Annotated in this window: 15 protein-coding genes and 1 pseudogene; 7 read left to right on the top strand and 9 right to left on the bottom strand. The window is 65.2% G+C overall.

The genetic code is table 11. The annotated features are described in order from the left end of the window. Positions 1–226 precede the first annotated feature (226 nt). The 3 genes and pseudogenes from F753_RS35735 to F753_RS35725 all read right to left on the bottom strand — a co-directional run bounded on the left by F753_RS35735 (position 227) and on the right by F753_RS35725 (position 2,878). A complete protein-coding gene (locus tag F753_RS35735; protein WP_023445230.1) occupies positions 227–730 on the bottom strand; it encodes an LEA/WHy family protein in 504 nt (167 codons plus the stop codon). Continuing rightward, the gene (locus F753_RS35730) at positions 731–1,489 is read right to left on the bottom strand and encodes a slipin family protein (protein ID WP_023445229.1); all 759 of its coding nucleotides are present in this window, start codon (positions 1,487–1,489) and stop codon (positions 731–733) included. Continuing rightward, a pseudogene (locus tag F753_RS35725) lies at positions 1,479–2,878 on the bottom strand (NfeD family protein). The gene F753_RS35730 and the pseudogene F753_RS35725 overlap by 11 nt, the downstream one beginning before the upstream one ends. A gap of 249 nt (positions 2,879–3,127) precedes the next feature. Between F753_RS35725 and F753_RS35720 the strand changes: the two are divergent. Further along, a complete protein-coding gene (locus tag F753_RS35720; RefSeq protein ID WP_023445226.1) occupies positions 3,128–3,325 on the top strand; it encodes a hypothetical protein in 198 nt (65 codons plus the stop codon). Here F753_RS35720 and F753_RS35715 read toward each other — a convergent pair. After that, complete coding sequence (locus tag F753_RS35715; protein ID WP_014818843.1) at positions 3,322–4,314, bottom strand: SDR family oxidoreductase; 993 nt, start codon at positions 4,312–4,314, stop codon at positions 3,322–3,324. The genes F753_RS35720 and F753_RS35715 overlap by 4 nt on opposite strands. 427 nt (positions 4,315–4,741) lie before the next feature. On the opposite strand from F753_RS35715, the gene F753_RS49090 reads away from it, so the two are divergent. The 5 genes from F753_RS49090 to F753_RS35690 all read left to right on the top strand — a co-directional run bounded on the left by F753_RS49090 (position 4,742) and on the right by F753_RS35690 (position 11,221). After that, positions 4,742–4,900, top strand: a complete 159-nt coding sequence (locus F753_RS49090; protein WP_003282625.1) for a YqaE/Pmp3 family membrane protein — start codon at positions 4,742–4,744, stop codon at positions 4,898–4,900. Positions 4,901–5,087: 187 nt separating this feature from the next. After that, a complete protein-coding gene (locus F753_RS35705; RefSeq protein ID WP_023445225.1) occupies positions 5,088–8,609 on the top strand; it encodes a response regulator in 3,522 nt (1,173 codons plus the stop codon). 1 nt (position 8,610) lies between these two features. Beyond that, complete coding sequence (locus F753_RS35700; RefSeq protein WP_023445224.1) at positions 8,611–9,429, top strand: CheR family methyltransferase; 819 nt, start codon at positions 8,611–8,613, stop codon at positions 9,427–9,429. Continuing rightward, entirely contained in the window at positions 9,426–10,028 is a 603-nt protein-coding gene (locus F753_RS35695; RefSeq protein WP_023445223.1) for a chemotaxis protein CheB, read from the top strand. The genes F753_RS35700 and F753_RS35695 overlap by 4 nt, the downstream gene beginning before the upstream one ends. Positions 10,029–10,030: 2 nt before the next feature. Then, entirely contained in the window at positions 10,031–11,221 is a 1,191-nt protein-coding gene (locus F753_RS35690; protein WP_023445222.1) for a hybrid sensor histidine kinase/response regulator, read from the top strand. A 103-nt stretch (positions 11,222–11,324) separates the two neighbouring features. Here F753_RS35690 and selO read toward each other — a convergent pair whose 3' ends face one another. From selO to F753_RS35665, 5 genes are all read right to left on the bottom strand, one after another. After that, positions 11,325–12,785 (bottom strand): protein adenylyltransferase SelO, encoded by a 1,461-nt coding sequence (gene selO / locus F753_RS35685; protein WP_023445221.1) that lies wholly within the window; start codon positions 12,783–12,785, stop codon positions 11,325–11,327. A gap of 90 nt (positions 12,786–12,875) precedes the next feature. Continuing rightward, positions 12,876–16,169 (bottom strand): mechanosensitive channel MscK, encoded by a 3,294-nt coding sequence (mscK, locus tag F753_RS35680; RefSeq protein ID WP_023445220.1) that lies wholly within the window; start codon positions 16,167–16,169, stop codon positions 12,876–12,878. A 128-nt stretch (positions 16,170–16,297) separates the two neighbouring features. Then, the gene (locus F753_RS35675; RefSeq protein WP_014818850.1) at positions 16,298–18,043 is read right to left on the bottom strand and encodes a potassium/proton antiporter; all 1,746 of its coding nucleotides are present in this window, start codon (positions 18,041–18,043) and stop codon (positions 16,298–16,300) included. Positions 18,044–18,178: 135 nt separating this feature from the next. After that, positions 18,179–19,981 (bottom strand): acyl-CoA dehydrogenase, encoded by a 1,803-nt coding sequence (locus F753_RS35670; protein ID WP_023445219.1) that lies wholly within the window; start codon positions 19,979–19,981, stop codon positions 18,179–18,181. Positions 19,982–20,083: 102 nt separating this feature from the next. Then, complete coding sequence (locus tag F753_RS35665; RefSeq protein WP_031297626.1) at positions 20,084–20,974, bottom strand: polyprenyl synthetase family protein; 891 nt, start codon at positions 20,972–20,974, stop codon at positions 20,084–20,086. Positions 20,975–21,132: 158 nt separating this feature from the next. On the opposite strand from F753_RS35665, the gene fni reads away from it, so the two are divergent. Next, complete coding sequence (gene fni, locus F753_RS35660) at positions 21,133–22,173, top strand: type 2 isopentenyl-diphosphate Delta-isomerase (RefSeq protein ID WP_023445217.1); 1,041 nt, start codon at positions 21,133–21,135, stop codon at positions 22,171–22,173. The last annotated feature ends 10 nt before the right edge of the window (positions 22,174–22,183 follow it).

Raw genomic sequence — 22,183 nt, 5'->3', positions numbered from 1 at the left:
AGTCTAATGACGTCAGTTGTCATATGACTGCAGGGATTATGACGATGAGCACGTCGTTGTCAATGTCGCTGAAAGTCGAAGGGGTCCCGCATGCACACACCGCTATTTCAGGATATAAGCAGAATTAGAGGCGATAGGAGGAGATTTTTAGCACGTCGAGGAAGCACAGGCGCCGCTCGTACAGCGCCTAGGGAATCCTTATGGTTTTTGGTGGTGATCGTATGACTCAGGGGCGCTGGTAGGGAGAACCTGTTACCGGCGACAAGTCGAATGTGCCCTTCTCGACGAAGCGCTGGGTGCCGAACAGGCCGCCGGCAAGCTTGCCACGCAACACGTAGGGCACTTCGTCGAGCCCGATGTGTTCCGCCAGTCCCAGTGCCTGGCGCGCGGCCGAGAAGGCGGAAATGGTCACCGGCACGCTGAGCACGCTCTCGCCGAAACGCGGCACCGTGCCGCGCTGGTCGCTGACGCCACTGGCCAGCCGGCGACCGTTGACCTCCAGGTCCAGCGCGACGCCGTTGTAGTCGATGGCGCCATCGTTGGGGTTCTGCAGGCGCAGCTTGACCAGGAAGCGCACCTCCAGGCCTTCGCCTTGCAGCGGCTGGATGCCGGCGACCTGAACGTTGAGCGGGTCGCGCGGTGAAAATGCCGTGCAGGCGCCCAGCGCCGAGGCAAGCAGGGCGATCAACAGCAACCGCAGTGGTCGGTGAAACGTGGGGAATATGTGCACTCAGGGTTTCCTGTCGAGGTTCTTGATCCCCTGCAGCAGCTCGATGGGCAGCGGGAAGACGATGGTAGAGCTCTTGTCACCGGCGATGTTGCTCAGTGTCTGCATGTAGCGCAGCTGCATGGCGCCCGATTGCCGGCCAAGCATCTCGGCGGCCTGCATGAGTTTCTCCGACGCCTGCAGTTCGCCCTCCGCATGAATGACCTTCGCCCGCCGCTCGCGTTCCGCTTCGGCCTGCCGGGCGATGGCGCGGATCATTGATTCATCGAGGTCGACGTGCTTGATCTCGACGTTGGCCACCTTGATCCCCCAGGCATCGGTCTGCGCATCGAGCACCTGCTGGATGTCGCTGTTGAGCCGCTCGCGCTCGGCCAGCATGTCGTCCAGTTCGTGCTTGCCGAGCACCGCACGCAGGGTGGTTTGCGCCAGCTGGCTGGTGGCCGAATGGTAGTCCTCGACCTGGATGATCGCCTTCTGCGCGTCCAGCACGCGGTAATACACCACCGCGTTGACCTTCACCGAGACGTTGTCGCGGGAGATCACGTCCTGGGTCGGCACGTCGAGCACCAGCGTGCGCAGATCGACCCGTACCATCTGCTGGATGCCGGGAATCACCAGGATCAAGCCCGGCCCCTTGACCTTCCAGAAACGTCCGAGCATGAACACCACGCCGCGCTCGTATTCGCGCAGGATGCGAAAGGTCGACGCCAGCAGGCCGAACAGCAGCACAAGCAACACCAGAAAACTCATTTCATAGCCCATGGTTCAGCTCCTCTCGATGGGTGGATGGCTGTGCGGCGACCTCCAGTTGCAGCCCGTGCCGGGCGATTACCCGTACCTGCTGGCCGGCCTGCAGCGGCGAGGCGCTGTGCACCTGCCAGTTCTCGCCCTGCAGGTGCAGCCAGCCACTGTGGGAATCCTGTACCGAGACCGAGGTGATCTGCGCGAGGCTGCCGATCAGCTCGCTGTCTCCGCCGACCAGGCGCTGCCGTCGCGCCTTCAGCGCCATGGCGACGATGCCGAACACCAGCAGTGCGCTGACCATGCCCAGCGGCACGATCAGGCTCAGCGGAATGCCGAAACCCGGCACCTCGGTATCGATGAGGATCACCGCGCCAGCGACGAACGTGGCCACGCCTCCGATGCCGAGCACGCCGAAGCTCGGCAGGAACGCTTCGGCGACCATGAAAGCGATGCCGAGCAGGATCAGCGCCACGCCGGCGTAGTTCACCGGCAGCAGCTGCAGCGAATACAGCGCCAGGATCAGACAGATGCCGCCGAGCACGCCGCCGGCGCCGATGCCGGGGTTGGAGAATTCGAGGATCAGCCCGTAGATGCCGATCATCATCAGGATCAGCGCCACGCTGGGGTTGGTGATCACCGCCAGCAGGCGCACCCCCCCCCCCGCGGCCCCCCCCGCCAGTCGGGTGCGTGCTCGATGAGTGGGGCTTCGGCGGTGCTTAGCGTGGCGTCACCCTCGACGGTGGCGAGGGTTGTGCCGTCGAGCTGGCGCAGCAGGTCGGCAACGTCGCGCGCCAGGTAGTCGATCACCTTCTGTTCCAGCGCTTCGCTCGCCGACAGGCTGACCGCCTCGCGCACGGCCTGCTCGGCCCACTCGGCATTGCGTCCGCGCAACTGGGCGAGGCCGCGGATATAGGCGGCGGCGTCGTTGACCTGCTTGCGGCTCATGGCATCGCCGGGGGGCTTGGATGGCTCGTCCCGCTCGCCTTGCGGCTGCTCGGGCGGTGCGCCGGGCATGCCACCGATCTGCACCGGCGTCGCCGCGCCAAGGTTGGTGCCCGGCGCCATCGCCGCGACATGGCTGGCGTAGAGCATGTAGGTGCCGGCGCTGGCCGCCCGGGCGCCACTGGGGGTGACGTAGGTAGCGACTGGGATCGGGCTGGCGAGGATCGCCTTGATGATCGCGCGCATCGACGTGTCCAGCCCGCCGGGGGTGTCCAATTCCAGCACTACCAGCTGTGCCCCCTCGTCGCGGGCATGTTCGAGGCCGCGCAGCAGGTAGTCGGCGCTGGCCGGGCCGATGGCGCCGTCGACCCGCAGCAGCGTGACCGGCGCCGCAGCCAGTGCGGGGCCAGCCAGCAACAGCAGCAAGGCCAGCGACCAGCGTAGCAGGCGCATGGAGCGGAGCATGGCGCTCTCCTCGGGCAGTGCAGGATACTGCCGGTCATTTCAGCGTAGACGACGGCTGCTCGCGCGCCGATTGCTGCGCGAGTGTGTCGCGGTGCGGCGCAATCGCTGAACTCTGCTCGGTGTTAACACCTCACAGGTGCAGAGGGATGGTTGTCCGTCGCCTGCAGAACGAGGAGATATGCCGATGATTCCTTGCCCCGACAAGCGCTCCGCGCCCGTATCGAGAAGCCGGCAGGATGGGCTGCGCTGATGCCCGCACCGCGCAGCAAGACAGTGGAGAAGATGATGGGCGTCGTGCGCTGGATCGGATTCGCCGCCTGCTCGCTGGCGGCCGTCGGCTATGCCGCCATCGGCAACTACAACATGACCGGTGCGATGCTGGCGCTGGCCGTGCTGTCCTGGCTCAACATCCGTCGCAAGCGTTCGCCGCGGCCGCCTGAGCGCTAGCGTCGGCCTCGGCCCAATGCCCAACCCGCACCCAGTGCCAGCAGGGCGCCGGCGCCCAGGGCCAGCTTGCCTACATTCGCCGCGCTGATGGTCAGCGCATGTGACTGCGCCTGATCGCCGAAGCGGCCGTCGGTAGAGTGCAGGCCTTCGACTGGCTCGAACAGGTTGTCCGGGCGGTTTTCCGCCACGCGCTCGGGCACCAGCTGTCCGTCCCAGGCCTGCCGCGCGAGCATGCGATCGAGCAGGCCTGGCATGAACAGCGTGCCGATGATCGCCTTCAGGCTGGCCGTGCCGACCCACAGCTCCCGGGGTGCTTCACGCGCTGCACGGAGGATGGCCCGCGCCGCGACTTCCGGTGTGTGGATCGGCGGCACCGGCTGCGCGCGCCAGCCGATCTTGTTGCGTGCCCAATCGAACTGCGGGGTGTTGTGCGCCGGCAGCTGAACCATGCTCAGGCGAATGGCGCTGTTGTCGTGGATCAGCTCGCAACGCAGCGAATCGATAAAGCCGCGAATGGCGAACTTGGCGCCGCAATAAGCCGACTGCAAGGGGATGGCGCGGTAGGCCAGTGCCGAGCCGACCTGGACGATGGTACCGCTGTTGCGTGGGCGCATGTGGCGCAGCGCAGCCAGCGTGCCGTGCACGCTGCCGAGGTAGGTCACCTCGGTGACGCGGCGGATTTCCTCGGCGGTCAGGGACGCGAAGGGGCCGAACACTGTCGCCATCGCCGCGTTCACCCAGACATCGATCGGCCCCAGTTCCGACTCGATGCGGCTGGCCGCGGCATCCAGCGCCTTGGCATCGGCGACATCGGCGGAAATCGCCAGCACCGTCGCGCCCAGTGCTTCGAGTTGATCGCGGGTGTCGCGCAGGCCCTGTTCCCCCCGGGCGATCAGCGCCACCCGGTAGCCGGCCGTGGCAAAGGCCTCGGCGGTCGCGCGGCCGACGCCCGCGGTTGCCCCGCAGATCACCGCGATTGGTTCTGGCATGAGAAGTCCTCTGATCGTTGCAGTTGGCGGTCGCGCTCGGCGGCCCGCGGTCTGCTTAGACGACCCGTGCGGGCATGGGGGAGTTCGGATGAGCCCGAGCGAAATGCGCGGCTATCGACCAATGGCCAATGGCGTCTACGCCTTTCGTCTGAGATTGTTAGCAGGCTAAGCGATACGCTTGGCGCCGCCCCTTGGCTCAAAAGGCGAAGCGGCATGACGCAACGATGCCCACGTGAAAGACGGGCTGCGTCTTCCCCCTCCGTGCATCTAACCGATGCCCTCGGCGGCTTATCCGGTCGCCCTCGGACTTCAGCCCGCTGCCCCTCGGCAGCGGCGCTCCGCCAGCAGCGTGGAAGGAACCCCTCTGCGCTGTTCCGGTCGATTCAGGTAAGCCGCATATGGCCACACTTACCTGACGGAGACCATGATGGACCTCATCCGCATCATTATCGCGATACTGCTGCCACCGCTTGGCGTGTTCCTCCAGGTAGGCTTCGCCGGCGCGTTCTGGCTCAACATCCTGCTCACCTTGCTCGGCTATATCCCCGGCATCATCCACGCGGTCTGGATCATCGCTCGCCGTTGATCGTCAGCGGCCCGGCTCGACCGGGCTGCTTTTGAACTCCTTCCCCTGGCCGTGTAGAGTCGCGCTTCCTGCGCTACGGAACCAATCACGCGCGAAACACTCAAGAAAACGCCGCTAACCGAGCGCGATCGCCCGTGGGTGACGCCTGCGTTCAGCCGCCCGCGCCAGGTATACGGAAAGGAAACCAATGAGCGAGTCCTTCATCGATCAGAGCAATTTCAGGCGAATACTCAACCGCAACGTGGCCGTGCCACTGGGGTTCGGCTTTCTCAGCGCGTTCTTCTTCAGCGCCATCGTGTATTACCTGCTGAGCGTGAGCCAATGGGTCGAGCGTTCGGTTCAGGGCGTGGCCTACGCCCACGAGGCGCAGAAGATGCTCAACGACATCGAGTCCTCGATGCGCGGCTACCTGATTGCCGGCGAGGCGCGCTTTCTCGAGCCCTATGAGCGCGAGCTGCCGCTGTTCGAAGAGCAGGTGGAGCTGATGCGCAAGTACGCCGCCGAGGACGCCGAGCAGCTCGAACGCATCGAGCGTATCGCCATGCTGCACAGCCAATGGCTGGTCTTTGCCGAGGATCTGATCGGCCAGCGCGGCCAGGGGCTTTCGATTATCGAGGAGGTGCAGAGCAAGCGCGGACTCGAGCTGAAAGAGGACCAACGCCGCCTGCTCAACGACTTCATCGCCCGCGAGCGTCAGCTGCGCAGCGAGCGCACCGACGTTTCGGAAGTGATCACCACCGCGCTGATCGGCGGCTTCCTGCTGTTCAGCCTGATCTTCAGCGGCCTGCTGGTATACCTCGGTCGTCGTGACCTGACCTCGCTGTCGGAGAGCTACTCGCAGTCGCTGCAGCGCCAGCAGGCGCATGCCGAGGCGCTTGAGCAACAGGCCTGGTACCGCACCGGGCAGACCCAGCTCAGCGACTCCATCATCGGCGAGCTGGCCCTGCCGGCGCTTGGCCAGGGTGTGCTGAATTTTCTTTCGCGCTACATCGATGCGGCGGTCGGCGCGCTCTACGTGGTGCAGGATGGCAAGCTGCAGCGCGTCGCCGAGTATGCCTACGACCCCGATCATCTGCAGAGTGCGCGCACGCTGGACATCGGCAACGGTCTGGTCGGCCAGGCCGCGCTGGAGCGGCGGGTAATGGCGCTCGAAGACCTGCCGGCGGATTACCTCAAGGTGACCTCGGGGCTGGGCAACACGGTGCCGCGCTCGGTACTCATCGTGCCGGTGGAAGACAGCGGCATGCTCAACGGTGTGGTCGAGCTGGGCTTCCTGCGGCCGCTGCGCGAGCAGGACAGCGAGCTGCTGCGGCGCATCGTCCCCAGCATCGGTTCGGCCATCGAGGCAGCGCGCTATCGCCAGCGCCTGCAGAAGGTGCTGGCCGAAACCCAGCAGCTCAACGAGGAGCTGCAGGTGCAGCAGGAAGAACTGCGCGCCGCCAACGAGGAGCTGGAAGAGCAGTCCAACGCCCTGCGTGAATCCCAGGCGCATATGGAAGAACAGCAGGCCGAGCTGGAGCAGACCAACGAGCAGTTGGCCGAGCAGACCGAAGAGCTGGCCCGCCAGCGCGACCAGATGGACGAGAAGAATCAGCGCCTGAACGAGGTACAGCTGATGCTCGAACAGCGCGCTGACGAGTTGCAGCGCGCCAGTCGCTACAAGTCCGAATTCCTTGCCAACATGTCCCACGAGCTGCGCACGCCACTGAACAGCTCGCTGATCCTGGCCAAGCTGCTGGCCGACAACCCCGAGGGCAACCTCAGCGACGATCAGGTGCAGTTCGCCCGCTCCATCTATTCGGCTGGCAACGATCTGCTCACCCTGATCAACGACATCCTCGACATCTCCAAGGTGGAAGCCGGCAAGCTCGAGGTGCATCCCGAGTTGACCATCCTCACCCGCCTGGTCGACGGCATGAAGAATCTGTTCCTGCCGCTGGCCATGGAGAAATCCCTGCAGTTCAGCGTGGAGCTTGCCGATGACCTGCCGGCCAGCCTGTTCAGCGATCGCCAGCGCCTGGAGCAGATCATCAAGAACCTGCTGGCCAATGCCTTCAAGTTCACCGAGAAAGGCTCGGTGACGCTGCGCGTCGAACCGCGCGACGACGACCTGCTGGCCTTCGCCGTGCGCGACACCGGCATTGGCATCGCCCAGGAGCAGCAGGCGGCGATCTTCGAGGCATTCCGCCAGGCCGACGGCACCACCAACCGCCGTTACGGTGGCACCGGCCTGGGCCTGTCGATCTCCCGCGAGCTGGCCAATCTGCTCGGCGGAGAAATCGAAGTGCAGAGCCAGCCAGGCGCCGGCAGCACCTTTACCCTGGTCGTGCCGCAGAACTACAGCGAAGCGCTCGTCGCCGCGCCGGTGGTGCAGGAGCCGAGCCGCCAGCCGGAGCCGAGCAGCAAACCGGCGCTTGTGCCGAGCAAAGCACCGGCGCGTCCCGACGAGCGAGAGCTGCTCAATCGTGCCGCCGCGGTACCGCAGGCGCGCCTGGCCGATGACCGCGACAGATTCCCGTTCAAGGAGCGCTGCGTGCTGGTGATCGAGGACGAGCCGCAGTTCGCGCGCATCCTCCACGATCTCGCGCATGAGCTGCAGTACAGCTGCCTGCTGGCGCAGAACGCCGACGATGGCTTCGATACCGCGGTGCAGTACAAGCCGGACGCGATCCTGCTCGACATGCGCCTGCCGGATCACTCCGGCCTGACGGTGCTCGAACGGCTCAAGGAAAACCCCGCGACCCGGCATATCCCGGTGCATGTGGTATCGGTGGAGGATCGCAAGGAAGCTGCCCTGCAGATGGGCGCGGTGGGCTATGCGATGAAACCCACCACCCGCGAAGAACTCAAGGACGTCTTCAGCCGGCTGGAGGCCAAGCTGGCGCAGAAGGTCAAGCGCATCCTGCTGGTCGAGGACGACGCGCTGCAGCGCGAGAGCATGTCGCGGCTGATCGAGGACGTCGACATCGAGATCACCGCCGTCGAGTTCGGTGCCCAGGCGCTCGAACTGCTGCGCGACACGGTGTTCGACTGCATGATCATCGACCTCAAGCTGCCGGACATGGACGGCAGCGAACTGCTCGAGCGCATGGCCAAGGAGGACATCTGCTCCTTCCCGCCGGTGATCGTCTACACCGGGCGCAACCTGACCCGCGACGAGGAGGCGGCGCTGCTCAAGTACTCGCGCTCGATCATCATCAAGGGCGCGCGCTCGCCGGAGCGTCTGCTCGACGAGGTGACGCTGTTCCTGCACAAGGTCGAGTCGGACATGCCGCCGGAGCGGCAGAAGATGCTGAAAAGCGCGCGCAGCCGCGAGAAGGCCTTCGAGGGCCGCAAGATCCTGGTGGTGGACGACGACGTGCGCAACGTATTCGCCCTGACCAGCGCGCTGGAGCAGAAGGGCGCGCTGGTGGAGATCGCCCGCAATGGCCTGGAGGCCATCGACAAGCTGCAGCACGATGCCGGCATCGACCTGGTGCTGATGGACATCATGATGCCGGAGATGGATGGCTTCACCGCCATGCAGGAAATCCGCAAGGATGCCCGCTTCGCCAAGCTGCCGATCATCGCGGTGACCGCCAAGGCGATGAAGGATGACCAGGACCGCTGCCTGCGTTCGGGCGCCAATGATTACCTGGCCAAACCCATCGACCTCGACCGGCTGTTTTCGCTGATCCGCGTCTGGCTGCCGAAAGTGGAGCTGCTGTGAAATGGGCGACCGTAACGTCGAGATCGAACTCAAGCTGCTGATCGAGGCGATCTACCTCAAGTACAGCTATGACTTCCGTGACTACTCCGGCGCTTCGCTCAAGCGCCGGGTATTGCTGGCGTTGAAGCAGTTGCAGTGCGAGAGCATCTCGGCCTTGCAGCGCAAGATCCTCTATGACCCGCAGGCCTTCATGGACCTGCTGCAGTACCTCACCATCCCGGTCAGCGAGATGTTCCGCGATCCCGGCTATTTCCGCGCGCTGCGGGAACAGGTGGTGCCGGTGCTGCGCACCTATCCGTCGCTGAAGATCTGGATCGCCGGCTGCAGCACCGGCGAAGAGGTCTACTCGATGGCCATCCTGCTCAAGGAGGAGGGGCTGCTCGAGCGCTCGATCATCTACGCCACCGACATCAACCCGCGTTCGCTGGAGCAGGCGCGCCAGGGCATCTTCGCCATCGACCACCTGCGCCAGTACACGGCGAACTACCAGCAGGCCGGCGGCACGCGCAGTTTTTCCGACTATTACACTGCCGCGTACGACTCGGCGATCATGGACAAATCGCTGAAAGAAACGGTTACGTTTGCCGACCATAGCCTGGCAACCGATAGCGTATTTTCCGAAACGCATTTGATCTCCTGCCGCAACGTGCTGATCTATTTCAACAAGCCGCTGCAGGACCGCGCCTTCGGTCTGTTCCACGAATCGCTCTGCCACCGCGGATTTCTTGGTCTGGGGAGCAAGGAGACGGTCGAGTTCTCCGGCTACGCCGGTTGCTACGAGCCGTTCAACAAATCGGAAAGGATCTTCCGCAAATCATGAGCAGCTCCGCGCAGGCGATCCTGCACGCCCGTCGCCAGCCGCCGATAGAGGCCGTGGTGATCGGCGCCTCCGCTGGTGGGCTCGAGGCTCTCGGGATGGTGCTCGAAGGGTTGCCTAGCGGTTTCCGCTTGCCGATCCTGGTGGTCCAGCACGTGCCGGCCAATGGCCCGACGCATCTGGCCGAGATTTTCGGACGTAGAACCCGGCTACTGGTCAAGGAAGCCGACGACAAGGACCAGTTACGCTGCGGAATGCTGTACTTTGCCGCACCCGGCTACCACCTGCTGGTCGAAAGCGACCGCAGCCTTTCCCTGAGCCAGGACGATGCGGTGCATTTTTCCCGTCCGTCGATCGACGTGCTGTTCGAATCGGCGGCCGATGCCTGGGGACCGCAGGTTGCGGGTTTCCTGCTGACCGGCGCCAACGAGGATGGCGCCGCCGGCCTCGAGGCGATTCACCGCGGCGGCGGGTTGACCGTGATTCAGGACCCCGTCGAAGCGGCCGTACCAACCATGCCTCGCGCCGCTCTGCGGCGCTTCGCGCCGGATTACATCTTGCCCCTACGCGACATTCACCGATTGTTGCGAGAACTGGAGTGACCATGCCCGACCGTACCGACGAGGTGAATCTGCTGATCGTCGATGACCTGCCGGAGAACCTGCTGGCCCTGGATGCGCTGTTGCAGGCGCCCGGCATACGGGTTCATCAGGCCGAATCGGCCGAGCAGGCGCTGGAGCTGTTGCTGCGGCACGAGTTCGCGCTGGCAATCCTCGACGTGCAGATGCCGGGCATGGATGGCTTCCAGCTGGCCGAGCTGATGCGCGGCACCGAACGCACCAAGCAGATCCCCATCGTCTTCGTCAGCGCCGCCGGCCGTGAGCTCAACTATGCCTTCAAGGGTTACGAGAGCGGCGCGGTGGACTTCATGCAGAAGCCGCTCGATGCTCATGCGGTGCGCAGCAAGGTCAGTGTGTTCGTCGATCTTTATCGCGGGCGCAAGCGCCTGGCGCGCCAGCTGGAGGCCCTGGAACGGAGCCGTCGTGAGCAGGAAGTGCTGCTCGACGAACTGCGCAGCACCCAGGCCGAGCTGGAGGGCGCCGTGCGCATGCGCGATGACTTCATGTCGATTGTCTCCCACGAGCTGAAAACGCCGCTCAACACCCTGATTCTCGAGGTGCAGCTGCGCAAGCTGCAGCTCAGTCGCAACAATCTCGAGGCCTTCAGCGAAGAGCGCCTGCGCAATATGGTGGACAAGGACGAGCGGCAGATTCAGAGCCTGATCCGCCTGATCGACGACATGCTCGATGTCTCGCGCATCCGTACCGGCAAGTTGTCGATCCGCCCGAGCCGCACCGACCTCGCGCAGCTGGTGGGCAACGTCGTGGAGAGCTTTGCGGCGCAGATGGAAGCCTGTGGCTGCGAACTGCGGCTGGAGCGAAATGAGCCGATCATCGGTGTGTGGGACGCCTTCCGTATCGAACAGGTGCTGGCCAACCTGCTGACAAATGCCATGCGCTACGGGGCTGGCAAGCCGGTGCACGTCAGTGTCGTGTCGTGTGCAGACGGCGCCTGCATCGAGGTGCGCGACCACGGCATCGGCATCAGCCCGCAGAGTCTGGAGCGCATCTTCTGCCAGTTCGAACGTGCCGAAGGCAGCGAAAGCAGCGCCGGCCTGGGACTGGGTTTGTTCATCGCCGACCAGATCGTCCGTGCGCACAACGGCCGCATTCAGGTGCAGAGCGAGGAAGGCCAGGGCTCGCTGTTCCGCGTGCTGCTGCCGCTGGGCGAGTAGCTGCCGGTATGCTCGCGGGCCTGTAGCGCCGCAAGAGCGTATCTCCGCCCGAGCGGAGAAGGTGCCTAGTGCGCCGGCCCCGGCGCGATACTGATTTTCCGCCTCAGGACGAGCAGCTGATCTCCAGGTGCTTGCCCCATTCCGGCGGCCGCTCGGCGTAGCGCTGCATGCCCGGCTGTTCCTCGAAGGGACGGCTGAGCACGGCGTGCAATTCGCGCACGGGGGCGTAATCACCTTTTTCCGCCGCCTCGATTGCCTGCTGCGCCAGGTAGTTGCGCAGGATGTACTTCGGGTTGACCGCCTGCATGCGCGCCTGTCGCTCGGCCGGCTCGCTGCCCTCACGTGCGGTGCGCGCGCAATAGTCCGCGGCCCAGGCATCGAAGCCTTGCAGATCGACGAAGTCCTCGCGCAGGCGGCGGACCGCCTGTTCGGCCGGGCTCTCGCTGAGTTCACGGAAGAAGTTCGTGTAATCGACGGCACTGGCCTGCATCAGTTGCAGTAGGCGGCGCACTAGCGCCTCGTCATCCGCCTCGGCCTGGGCGAAACCCAGACGCCGGCGCATCAGGTCCAACCATTCGGCTTCGTACAGCGGCAGGAACAGCTCCATGGTTTCGCGCAGCACCTTGACCTCGACGAAAGGCGTCAGCGCCTGGGCCAGCGCCGCCAGGTTCCAGTGGGCGATGGGCACCTGGTTCTCGAAGGAGTAGCGGCCGGCGTCATCGGAATGGTTGCAGATGAAGCGCGCGTCGAAGTCGTCGAGAAAGGCGTAGGGGCCGAAATCGAAGGTGATGCCGAGGATCGACATGTTGTCGGTGTTCATCACCCCATGGCAGAAGCCGTAGGCCTGCCAGCGGGCGATCAGCGCGGCGGTGCGTTCGAGCACCTCGCGGAAGAATGCGTGGAACGGCTCGGGGTGTTCCAGCAGTTCGCTGAAGTGCGCCTCGATGACGTGTTCGAGCAGCTGTTTCAGCTCGGCGTGCTGGCGGGTGTAATAGAAGAACTCGAAATGGCCGAAGCGCACATGACTGGGCGCCAGGCGCAGCAGCATGGCACCGCGCTCCGGGCGCTCGCGGTAGACCAGCGAATCCGAACCGGTGACGCACAGCGCCCGCGAGCTGGGAATGCCCAGCGCATGCAGATGTTCGCTGGCGAGGAACTCGCGAATCGACGAGCGCAGCACCGCGCGGCCGTCGCCCATGCGTGAATAGGGCGTCTTGCCGGCGCCCTTGAGGTGCAAATCCCAGTACTCGCCGGCCTCGTTGACCACTTCGCCAAGCAGCAGCCCGCGGCCATCGCCCAGCTGCGGGTTGTAGCTGCCGAACTGGTGGCCGGAATAGACCATCGCCCGCGGTTCGGCGGTCGACCAGATCTTGTGCCCGGAGAACAGTTCGGCGAACAGCGGCTGCTCGGCCTCGGCCGGGTCCAGATCCAGCAGCGCCATGGCCGCCTCGCTGACGACCACCAGGCGTGGATCGTTCAGTGGCTGCGGCGAGACCTCGGTAGAGAAGGTATCGCCGAGGCGGGCGAAGCGGTTGTCGAAGGTCAGCTGGGTCAGGCTTTTCAAGATGTCTCCGGCGGCGGCAGGCGGACGAGGAGTGCCCGGCCGCAGCCGGGCGTTCTGGACGTTGGAGAGTGCGCGGTGCCCGGACGTTCCTCAGCCGCGATCGTCGGTCGCCGGCTTCGGCGTGTCGTCGGCGGGCTTCGGCGTGGCACTGAGCTGCAGCTGCTGGCCGGCGACGTTCTTCAGGAACACGTCGACCTGGCGGAAGGCGATGTTGATGCCGGCCTTGGTGAACTCGCTGTCGATGAAGCGGTTGATCTCATCGGTGGCCGGGTTGCGGTCGCCCAGATCGCGCACGTGGATGCGCAGTTCGTGGTCCAGCGTACTCTCGCCGAAGTTGAGGAAGAACACCTGCGGCTCCGGGTCCTTGAGTACGCGCGGGTTGGCTTGAGCGGCCTTGTAGAGCAGCGCCTTGACCTGATCCAGGTCGGAGCCGTAGGCCACACCGACCTTGACCGTCACGCGGGTCACGGTGTCGCTCAGCGACCAGTTGATCAGCTGACCGGTGATGAAGGTCTTGTTCGGGACGATGATGTCCTTGCGGTCGAAGTCGGTGATGGTGGTGGCACGGATGCGAATCCGGCTGACCGTGCCCGACAGGTTGCCGATGGTTACCACGTCGCCGATTCGTACCGGGCGTTCGAAGAGGATGATCAGGCCGGAGATGAAGTTGGCGAAGATCTCCTGCAGGCCGAAACCCAGGCCCACCGATAGAGCGGCTACCAGCCACTGCAGCTTGTCCCAGCTGACGCCGAGGGTGGACAGCGTGGTGACGATGCCGAAGCCGGCCAGCGCATAGGACAGCAGCGTGGTAGTGGCGTAGGCGCTGCCCTGGGCCAGACGCAGCTTGGACAGCACCATGACTTCCAGCAGGCCGGGCAGGTTGCGCGCCAGGGCCACCGTGATGGCGACGATCAGCAGTGCGCCGAGCAGGTTGTTCAGGCTGATCGCCGCGGTGGTCAGGGCATCGCCGCTGCCGGTGGTGTATTCGTACAGGGTGATGTTGTCCAGGTAGGACACCACCGAGATCAGGTCGGACCAGACCCAGTACAGCGCCACGAGGAACACGCCGAACATGGTCAGGCGGGTCAGGCGCAGCGACTGCTGGTTGACCTGTTCGATGTCCAGCCCCGGTTCGCCCTGGGTTTCCACCGTGTCGCTGCCATCGTCGCCCTGCGCCTGGCGCTTGGCCAGGGCGCGCTTGTAGGCCAGCCGCCGCGCCGCGACGGTGAGGCCGCGGACCAGCGCCGCTTCGACGACGATCCAGATCATCAGCAGGTAGAGCGTGTCGATCAGGCGGTCGGTCAGCTTCAGCGCCGTGTAGTAGTAGCCAAAGCCCACTGCGACGATCAGCGCGATCGGCAGCACGCTGAACAGCAGGCCGATCATCAGGCGCAGCGGCGGCGCGTTCTGGCTCGACGGTCCCTTGAGCAGCAGGCGGTTGAGACGCCAGCTCATCAGGGCGAAGCAGGTCAGCACCACGAGAATGCCGAGCACGTCGTCGGCCAGCCGCGCCGGCTGATGCTCGGCGACGCTGACCACGGCAACCAGGGCCATGACGATCAGCCCCAGCCGGCGAATCTCGTCACGCAGGAAGGCCACCTGCGGCCGCGACCAGCCGAAGTGCAGCTCGGCCACGCGCCCTGGCGAGAGCATGCGGTAGGCGCTGTAGAACACCAGCCAGGCCTGGGCCATTTCGTACAGGGCGGCGCCGAGGACGTAGTTCTGCCCGCGCGCGTCCATCTGCAGCAGGTAGCCGCAAAGGGCCAGGAACAGCGCGCCGGGCAGCGCCAGCAGCAGGTTTAGCAGCAGCGCCAGCGGGGTGTGCAACTGACTGTCGTTGCGGAAATGGCCGATTTCCTCGCTCAGCGAGCTGAGCTTGGCGTCGATCTTCTTGCGCCACCAGAGCAGCGCGGCGATCAGCAGCAGCAGCGGCAGGAAGAACAGCGGGCGTTCCTTCAGCCCCGCGCCCAGCTCCTGTACCGCGGACAGCCAGGGCATGGCCGCAAGCTGCGCCTTGAGTCGGCGAACCGAACCCTGCAGCCAGTCCAAATCAAGCGGCTTGTTGCTGGGAATCCAGAACATCTGCTCGTCGAGGGTATTGCTAAGCGCGCTGGCGGTGTCCTGCAGCTGCTTCTGGTTGAGCTGCAGGGTGATCGAGGCGTTGAGCAGTGAGTCCAGCTCACGGTTGAGTCGGTCGAGCAGCTCGCTGCGAGTCGTGGCCAAGTCCAGCAAGGCGCGGCGCAGTTCCGGTGTGACTTCCTCTTCGTTCTGCTGGGCGAGCAGCTGGTCGACGTAGGCAGAGGGGTTGCCCGCGGCTTCACGGCGCTGGTTTAGCTCGAACTGATAGAGGCGGATATCGGCGATCTCATCGGCGAGGTCCTTGTCCAGCTGCAGGCTCGGCAGCGCCTGCTTCTGCTGATAGAGAATGCGCGACAGCAGCAGGCTGCCTTCGAGCACGGCGATCTGCTCCTCCAGTGCCTGATCGGTCTGGTTGAGGGTGTCGAGCTGCTGGCGGGTCTGCAGGTTCTGCTGGTTGAGGCGGTTGAGGCGCTCGGTGGCCCGCAACAGGTAGTCGGACAGCTTGAGGTTCTCGGCGCTTTCGGCGGCGAGCAGCTTGTCCGAGCCGGCCTGCTGCACCCGCGCGGAGAACTCGGCGACGGTCTGCTCCGATTCGGCACGGCGCTTCTCGTTGATCAGCCCTTGCAGGGCCTGGGTGTCCTGCTCGGCACGGGCGATGCGCTCGGCCAGCAGGTCGCGGCGGGCCTTGCCCAGGTCCTGCAGCAGGCTGTTGCCGGCCAGTTCCTGGCGGCGCAGTTCGATCTGCGCGCCGAGCGAGGCGATCTCCGCCTCCAGCAGCGCGCGGCGTTCCTCGCTCAGTGGCTTGCCGGATTCGCGTCCGCCCTTGAGCAGGTTGTTGATTTCCTGGATGCGCGTCTGCGCCGTGCCGATCTGCGCCTGGGCGCGCTCGGGACGGGTCTGCGCGCTGATGATCATGCTGTTGGCGGCACTGAACTGCTTCTGCCATTCGGACAGCTCCTCGACCCGCGCGCTCAGGCGCTGCTCGAGTGCCTCCACCGACTGGCTGGCATAGCGCTTGGCGGGGTCTTCGTCCGGGCTGGCCTTGAGTTTCGCCAGCTCGCGCTGAGCCTCGGTGATTTCCTTCGGCGCCTGCGCCAGCTGCGCTTTCAGTTCGGCGAGGCGGGTTTCGCTGGTCGCGGCCTGCTCGCTCATGCGCCGGGTCTGCTCGTCCAGCGAGGGTTGTGCGGATTTCGTTTCGCCTTCGCTGGCGGGTGGGGTGCCCGTCAGGCTGTCCAGTGATTGAGCATGCAGGGGGGCGACAAACAGGCAGAACGTCGAGAGCAACAGGGCGCGCAGAAGGGACATGGGGGCAGTGACGCAGCGGATGACCAGAAAGTGCGAAAGTCTACGGGCTGCGCCTGTCCAGCGCGAGTACCGCGCAACCGGTCGAGTGATGAGCGGTGAGGCCGCGTCATCCGCCGGCCATGGTGGCTTTAGAACATCAGCTGTGGGCCTGGCTTGTCACCTTCCGGAAACTTCAGGCCGACCTTGCGCACTTCGCCGGCTTCCATTGCTGCCACGGTCCAGGTCAGCCCGTTCCATTCGATCTGGTCGCCCACCACCGGATTGCCATTGACCTGCTCGGCCATGAAGTTGCCGATGGTCTGGTTGCCGTCCACATCGCCGAGCTTGAGGCCGTAGAGCGCGGTGATGGCGCTGAGCTGGGCGTCGGCCTCGAGGATGAAGTCGCCGAAGAAACGCAGGTCCTGGCCGCGCTTGGGTGCCTGGCTGAACAGCTTGCCGAGGGCTGGCAGGTCTTCGTCATGACCGATCACGCAGAGGATATCGTCCACCTGCAGCCGCGTGCTGCCGGACGGGTGCAGCAGGTTCTTGCCGCGGAACAGCGCGGCGATGCGCGTGCCAGGTGGCATCTTCAGTTCGCGCAGGGCGGCGCCGACGCACCATTTGCTGGCGCTCAGGCGGTAGACGAACATTTCCCACTGGCTGGTGGCGTGCACCTGCAGGCCCGTACGCGAAACCGGCATGGGCGACGGCGGTACCTCGACCTTGGCCTTCTTCGCCGCCCAGGCCAGCGTCGAACCCTGCAGCAGCAGCGACACCAGGACGATGAAGAACGCCACATTGAAGAACAGCTGGGCGTTTTCCAGCCCGGCCATCAGCGGGAATACCGCGAGGATCACCGGCACCGCACCACGCAGGCCGATCCAGGAGATGAACAGGCGCTCGCGCAGGTGGAAGCTGCGGAACGGCAACAGGCTGACGAACACCGCCAGCGGGCGGGCGAACAGGATCATCCACAGCGACAGCGCCAGTGCCGGCAGGGCGATGGGCAAGAGTTCGCTGGGGGTGAGCAGCAGGCCGAGCACAAGGAACATGCCGATCTGGCTGAGCCAGGCCAGGCCGTCGAACATGTGCAGGATGCCGTGGCGGTTGCGGATCGGCCGGTTACCCAGCAGCAGACCGCAGACGTAGATGGCGAGGATGCCGCTGCCGCCGATGGCGCCGGACAGGGCGAAGATCATCAGGCCGCCGGCCACTGCCAGCAGCGGGTAGAGCCCGTCGGCCACCGACAGCCGGTTGATCAGCTGCAGCAGCAGCCAGCCGCCAGCCAGACCGAGCACGGTGCCTATACCGAACTGTTGCAGCAGAGTCAGCAGGAAGTCCCAGCCGAAGGTGGTCTGCCCGGCGAGCAGCATGTCGATCAGCGCGACGGTAAGGAACATCGCCATCGGGTCGTTGCTGCCCGACTCGATTTCCAGCGTCGAACCGACCCGCTCGTTCAGGCCCTTGCCGTTGAGCAGGTTGAACACCACGGCGGCATCGGTGGAGCCGACGATCGCGCCGATCAGCAGGCCCTGCAGCAGCGGCAAATCGAACAGCCAGGCAGCGGCCAGCCCGGTAAAGCCGGAGGTGATCGCCACGCCCAGGGTCGCCAGCGAGAACGCCGGTTTCAGGGCCACGCGGAAGGTTGCGGTACGGGTACGCATGCCACCGTCGAGGAGAATCACCGCCAGCGCCAGGTTGCTGATGACGAAGGCCAGCTGATAGTCCTCGAAGACGATACCGCCTACGCCATCGACCCCGGCAAGCATGCCGACGCCGAGGAAAATCACCAGGATCGGCACGCCGAGACGCGCCGAAAGGGAACTCATCAGGATGCTCGCCGCCACCAACAAGGCACCGATAAAGAACAGGTGGTTGATGTTGCCGACGTCCAAATGAAGTCTCCGTTAGAGATAGCTGCCGCGTGCCCATGCACGGGATATGCCAGCGATTCTAACCTGATGATTTGACAGCCTGTCAAAAAAACGCCCCGCAGGAGCGGGGCGCTGTTACAGCATGTGCGGCACGCTCTAGAACCAGGCGTCCTGCATCGTCAGGCAGGTGTCGTCGCGTGCGTCGAGGATGGCCAGCTCGTGCGCGCAAGCCGGCACTTCCCAGGTCAGAAAGTAACGCGCGGCCTGCAGCTTGCCACGGTAGAAGTCCGCATCCGCCGGATTGCCTTCGGCCAGCCCGCGTTCGGCGCGCAGTGCCTGCTCCAGCCAGCGCCAGCCGATCACTGCATGGCCGAACACCTTCAGGTACAGCGCCGAGTTGGCCAGCGCCTGGTTCACCTTGCCGGCTGCCAGATCGCCCAGCAGCGCCTGGGTCACGCTGGTGAGGCGGGCGATGTGCTGCTCCAGTGGTTGGCGCAGTGCGGTCAGCGAGTCGTACTCGGCGGCGCGTGCGCAGCTGGCCTGGATCAACCCGAGCAGCTGGCGCAGGCCGGCACCCTTGTTCTGCATCAGCTTGCGGCCGAGCAGGTCCAGCGACTGGATGCCGTGGGTGCCTTCGTGGATCGGATTGAGGCGGTTGTCGCGGTAGTACTGTTCCACCGGGTATTCGCGGGTGTAGCCATGCCCGCCGAGAATCTGGATGGCCAGTTCGTTGGCCTTCAGGCAGTACTCCGACGGCCAGGATTTGACGATCGGCGTCAGCAGGTCGAGCAACTCGCCGGCGTTGCGCCGCTCCTCGTCGCTCTCGGCGGTGTGCTCGTCGTCCACCAGGCGTGCCGAGTACAGGCCGAGATCGAAGGCGCCTTCGACATAGGCCTTCTGCATCAGCAGCATGCGCTTGACGTCGGTGTGCTCGATGATCGGCACCTGGGTCGAGGCCGGGTCCTTGCCGTCCGGCAGGCGGCCCTGCGGACGCTCGCGGGCGTAGTTCAGCGAGTAGAGGTAGCCGGCGTAGCCGAGCATGATCGCGCCCATGCCGACGCCGATGCGCGCCTCGTTCATCATCTGGAACATGTAGGCCAGGCCCTTGTGCGGCTCGCCTACCAGATAGCCGACGCAGTTGCCGTTGTCGCCGAAGTTCAGCGCCGTGCTGGTGGTGCCACGCCAACCCATCTTGTGGAACAGGCCGGCGAGCAGCACGTCGTTGCGCTCGCCCAGCGAGCCGTCGTCGTTGACCAGGAACTTCGGCACGATGAACAGGCTGATGCCCTTCACCCCGGGCGGCGCGTCCGGCAGCTTGGCCAGCACCATGTGCACGATGTTTTCCGACAGCGGGTGGTCGCCGCCGGAAATGAAGATCTTGTTGCCCTTGAGGCGATAGCTGCCGTCACCGGCCGGTTCGGCGCGGGTGCGGATGTCCGACAGCGACGAGCCGGCATGCGGCTCGGTGAGTGCCATGGTGCCGAAGAAGCGGCCCTCGAGCATCGGCTGCAGGAAGCGCTGCCTCTGCTCGTCGGAGCCGAAGGCCTCGATCAGGTGCGAGGCGCCCATGCTCAGCATTGGGTAGGAGCTGGTGGCGATGTTGGCCGACTGGAAATGCGCGAAGCAGGCCCGCGACAGCAGGTTCGGCAGCTGCATGCCGCCGTCGTCGAAGCTGCGCTGCGCGTTGTGAAAGCCCGCCTCGATAAAGGCGTCCACGGCCGGCTTGACCTCGGGAATCAGCACCGCTTCGCCGTTGACGTACTGCGGCTCGTGCTCGTCGGACTTGCGGTTGTGCGGTGCGAAGTATTTCTCGGCGATGGTGCGCGCGGTGCCGATGGCGGCGTCGAAGGTTTCGCGGCTGTGATCGGCGAAGTGCTCGCGGCGGGTCAGGGCCTCGGCGTCCAGCACTTCGTAGAGTTCGAATGCCAGGTTACGCGGGCAGAGCAGGGTCTCGGTCATGGTCAACCTCCATTTTTATCGGCCCGAGTCTAAGGACCACGGTTTTCCATTGCCTAGCTTCATCCATTGCACTGATGAAGCGTCAACACGGGGTCGCTCCGTTCAGCCGAACAGCTGGCGCATGAGCGCGGCCAGTTCGCCATCGCCCAGGCCGGCGGCATCAAGATGGCTGAGGGCGGCCTCTCGATGGGTTGCCAGCTGCTGCTCTGCCGCCTGCTGGCCAAGCAGCGAGACCACGGTCGCCTTGGCCCGGTCCTGCTGGCAGTCCTTGCCGGTCTGTTCGGGCGTCAGGCCATCGGCGATATCGTCGAGCAGCTGAAACGCCAGGCCCAGTTCGTTGGCAAAGCCTTGCAGATGGCGTGTCCGCGTCCGCTCAGCCCCCGCGAGCAGGGCCGCAACTTCCAATGCGGCGGTGAACAGTGAGCCGGTTTTCAGCTGATTGGTGGCAATCACCGCATCGAGCTGCTGTGCTTCTTGTGCGCCATGCAGGTCGCGAAATTGCCCACGCACCAGGCCCTGCGCACCGACCGCTCGCGCCAGTGTGGCCACCGCGTCGTTGCGCTGCCTGGGGGTGAGCCTGGGCGCGGTGGCGGTTATGCCATAGGCATGGCTGAGCAGGGCCACTGAGGCGAGGACGGCGACATCCTCGCCGAAACGCAGATGAATGGTCGGCTGGCCGCGCCGCAGGCTGGCGTTGTCCATGCATGGCATGTCGTCGAGAAACAGCGAGGCGGCGTGGATCATCTCCAGCGCACATGCCGGGTCCAGGCCGATATCGGGGTCGACGCCGAGATCTCCCAGCGCCAGCAGCAACAACAGTGGCCTGATTCGTTTGCCGGGAGCGAGGGTGCCTTCACGTAACGCCAGCGTGACCTTGTCCAGCTCCGACTCGGGGCGCGGCAGGCGCATGGCCAGGCGCTCGTCGACCTGTCGCCGCAGGCGCAGCAGGCTGTCGCATTGCGGAAGCGGGAGGGTGGAATTCTGCGTTTGCATGGCGGTGCCCTCGCTGGCGCCCCAGTTCGAGCACCAGGGTTGTGCAATGTTGTACAACGATTGGACGTTATGACAAAAACCTGTACAACTCGTTGCCATCGCATAGCACTTTTTTCAGGGCGTCACGTCCAAACAAGTCTTCCCGGGAGCCGATTTCCATGAGCAAGCAATCGTTGGTCAGCCGCAAAAACGATCATCTGGATATCGTCCTGGACCCGACGCGGGCAGCCGGTGCGACGGGTACCGGTTTCGGCGCATTTCGCTTTGAGCACTGCGCCCTGCCCGAGTTGCACCTTGATGAGATCGACCTGCATAGCGCGCTGTTCGGGCGCCAGCTGCGGGCGCCGCTGCTGATCAGCTCGATGACTGGCGGCGCCGCACGTTCTGCTGCGATCAATGCGCACCTGGCGGAAGCCGCGCAACACTTGGGTATCGCCATGGCGGTGGGTTCGCAGCGGGTTGCGCTTGAAACCGCGGGAGATCAGGGCCTGACCGGGCAGCTGCGCCAGCTGGCGCCGGACATCCTGTTGCTGGCCAATTTCGGTGCCGCGCAGCTGGTACGTGGCTACGGCGTGGACGAGGCGCGGCGCGCGGTCGAGATGATCGATGGCGATGCGCTGATCGTGCACCTGAACCCGCTGCAGGAAGCGGTGCAGCCGGGTGGCGACCGTGATTGGCGAGGCGTGCTGCGGGCGATCGAAGCGCTTGCCAGCCGCCTGGCCGCGCCTGTGGTGATCAAGGAAGTCGGTGCCGGCATATCCGCGACGGTGGCACGGCAGCTGGTCGACGCCGGTGTTGCCGCCATCGATGTCGCCGGTTCCGGTGGAACCAGCTGGGCCGCAGTGGAAGCCGAGCGCGCCAGCGATGTCAGCCAGCGTGCGATCGCCCAGGCCTTCGCCGATTGGGGCATCCCCACCGCGCAGGCGCTGCAGGCCGTGCGCAAGGCCTGCCCGGATACGCCGCTGATCGCCTCCGGAGGCATTCGCGACGGCGTGGAGGCGGCCAAGGCGATCTGCCTGGGTGCCGATCTGGTAGGGCAGGCAGCGGGCGTGCTGCAAGCCGCGATGCTGAGCAGTGAGGCGGTGGTCAAGCACTTCGAAGTGCTGATCGAGCAACTGCGGATCGCCTGCTTCTGTACAGGTTCGGCCGGCCTGGCCGAGCTGCGGCAGGCGCGGCTGCTGCAAGTGCCCACTGCCTGATGCCGGGCGG

This window comes from Stutzerimonas chloritidismutans AW-1 (genome assembly GCF_000495915.1).
GTDB classification, from domain to species: domain Bacteria; phylum Pseudomonadota; class Gammaproteobacteria; order Pseudomonadales; family Pseudomonadaceae; genus Stutzerimonas; species Stutzerimonas chloritidismutans.
The sequence above is the reverse complement of the archived record's forward strand: the minus strand, read 5'-3'. Positions and strand labels throughout refer to the sequence as shown.

Excerpts from the sequence above, each read along its gene's own strand:
- F753_RS35730 (WP_023445229.1), bottom strand. The coding sequence starts at position 1,489 with ATGGGCTATGAAATGAGTTTTCTGGTGTTGCTTGTGCTGCTGTTCGGC.
- F753_RS35720 (WP_023445226.1), top strand. The coding sequence starts at position 3,128 with ATGCCCGCACCGCGCAGCAAGACAGTGGAGAAGATGATGGGCGTCGTG.
- F753_RS35715 (WP_014818843.1), bottom strand. The coding sequence starts at position 4,314 with ATGCCAGAACCAATCGCGGTGATCTGCGGGGCAACCGCGGGCGTCGGC.
- F753_RS49090 (WP_003282625.1), top strand. The coding sequence starts at position 4,742 with ATGGACCTCATCCGCATCATTATCGCGATACTGCTGCCACCGCTTGGC.
- F753_RS35705 (WP_023445225.1), top strand. The coding sequence starts at position 5,088 with ATGAGCGAGTCCTTCATCGATCAGAGCAATTTCAGGCGAATACTCAAC.
- F753_RS35700 (WP_023445224.1), top strand. The coding sequence starts at position 8,611 with ATGGGCGACCGTAACGTCGAGATCGAACTCAAGCTGCTGATCGAGGCG.
- F753_RS35695 (WP_023445223.1), top strand. The coding sequence starts at position 9,426 with ATGAGCAGCTCCGCGCAGGCGATCCTGCACGCCCGTCGCCAGCCGCCG.
- F753_RS35690 (WP_023445222.1), top strand. The coding sequence starts at position 10,031 with ATGCCCGACCGTACCGACGAGGTGAATCTGCTGATCGTCGATGACCTG.
- mscK (WP_023445220.1), bottom strand. The coding sequence starts at position 16,169 with ATGTCCCTTCTGCGCGCCCTGTTGCTCTCGACGTTCTGCCTGTTTGTC.
- F753_RS35670 (WP_023445219.1), bottom strand. The coding sequence starts at position 19,981 with ATGACCGAGACCCTGCTCTGCCCGCGTAACCTGGCATTCGAACTCTAC.
- F753_RS35665 (WP_031297626.1), bottom strand. The coding sequence starts at position 20,974 with ATGCAAACGCAGAATTCCACCCTCCCGCTTCCGCAATGCGACAGCCTG.
- fni (WP_023445217.1), top strand. The coding sequence starts at position 21,133 with ATGAGCAAGCAATCGTTGGTCAGCCGCAAAAACGATCATCTGGATATC.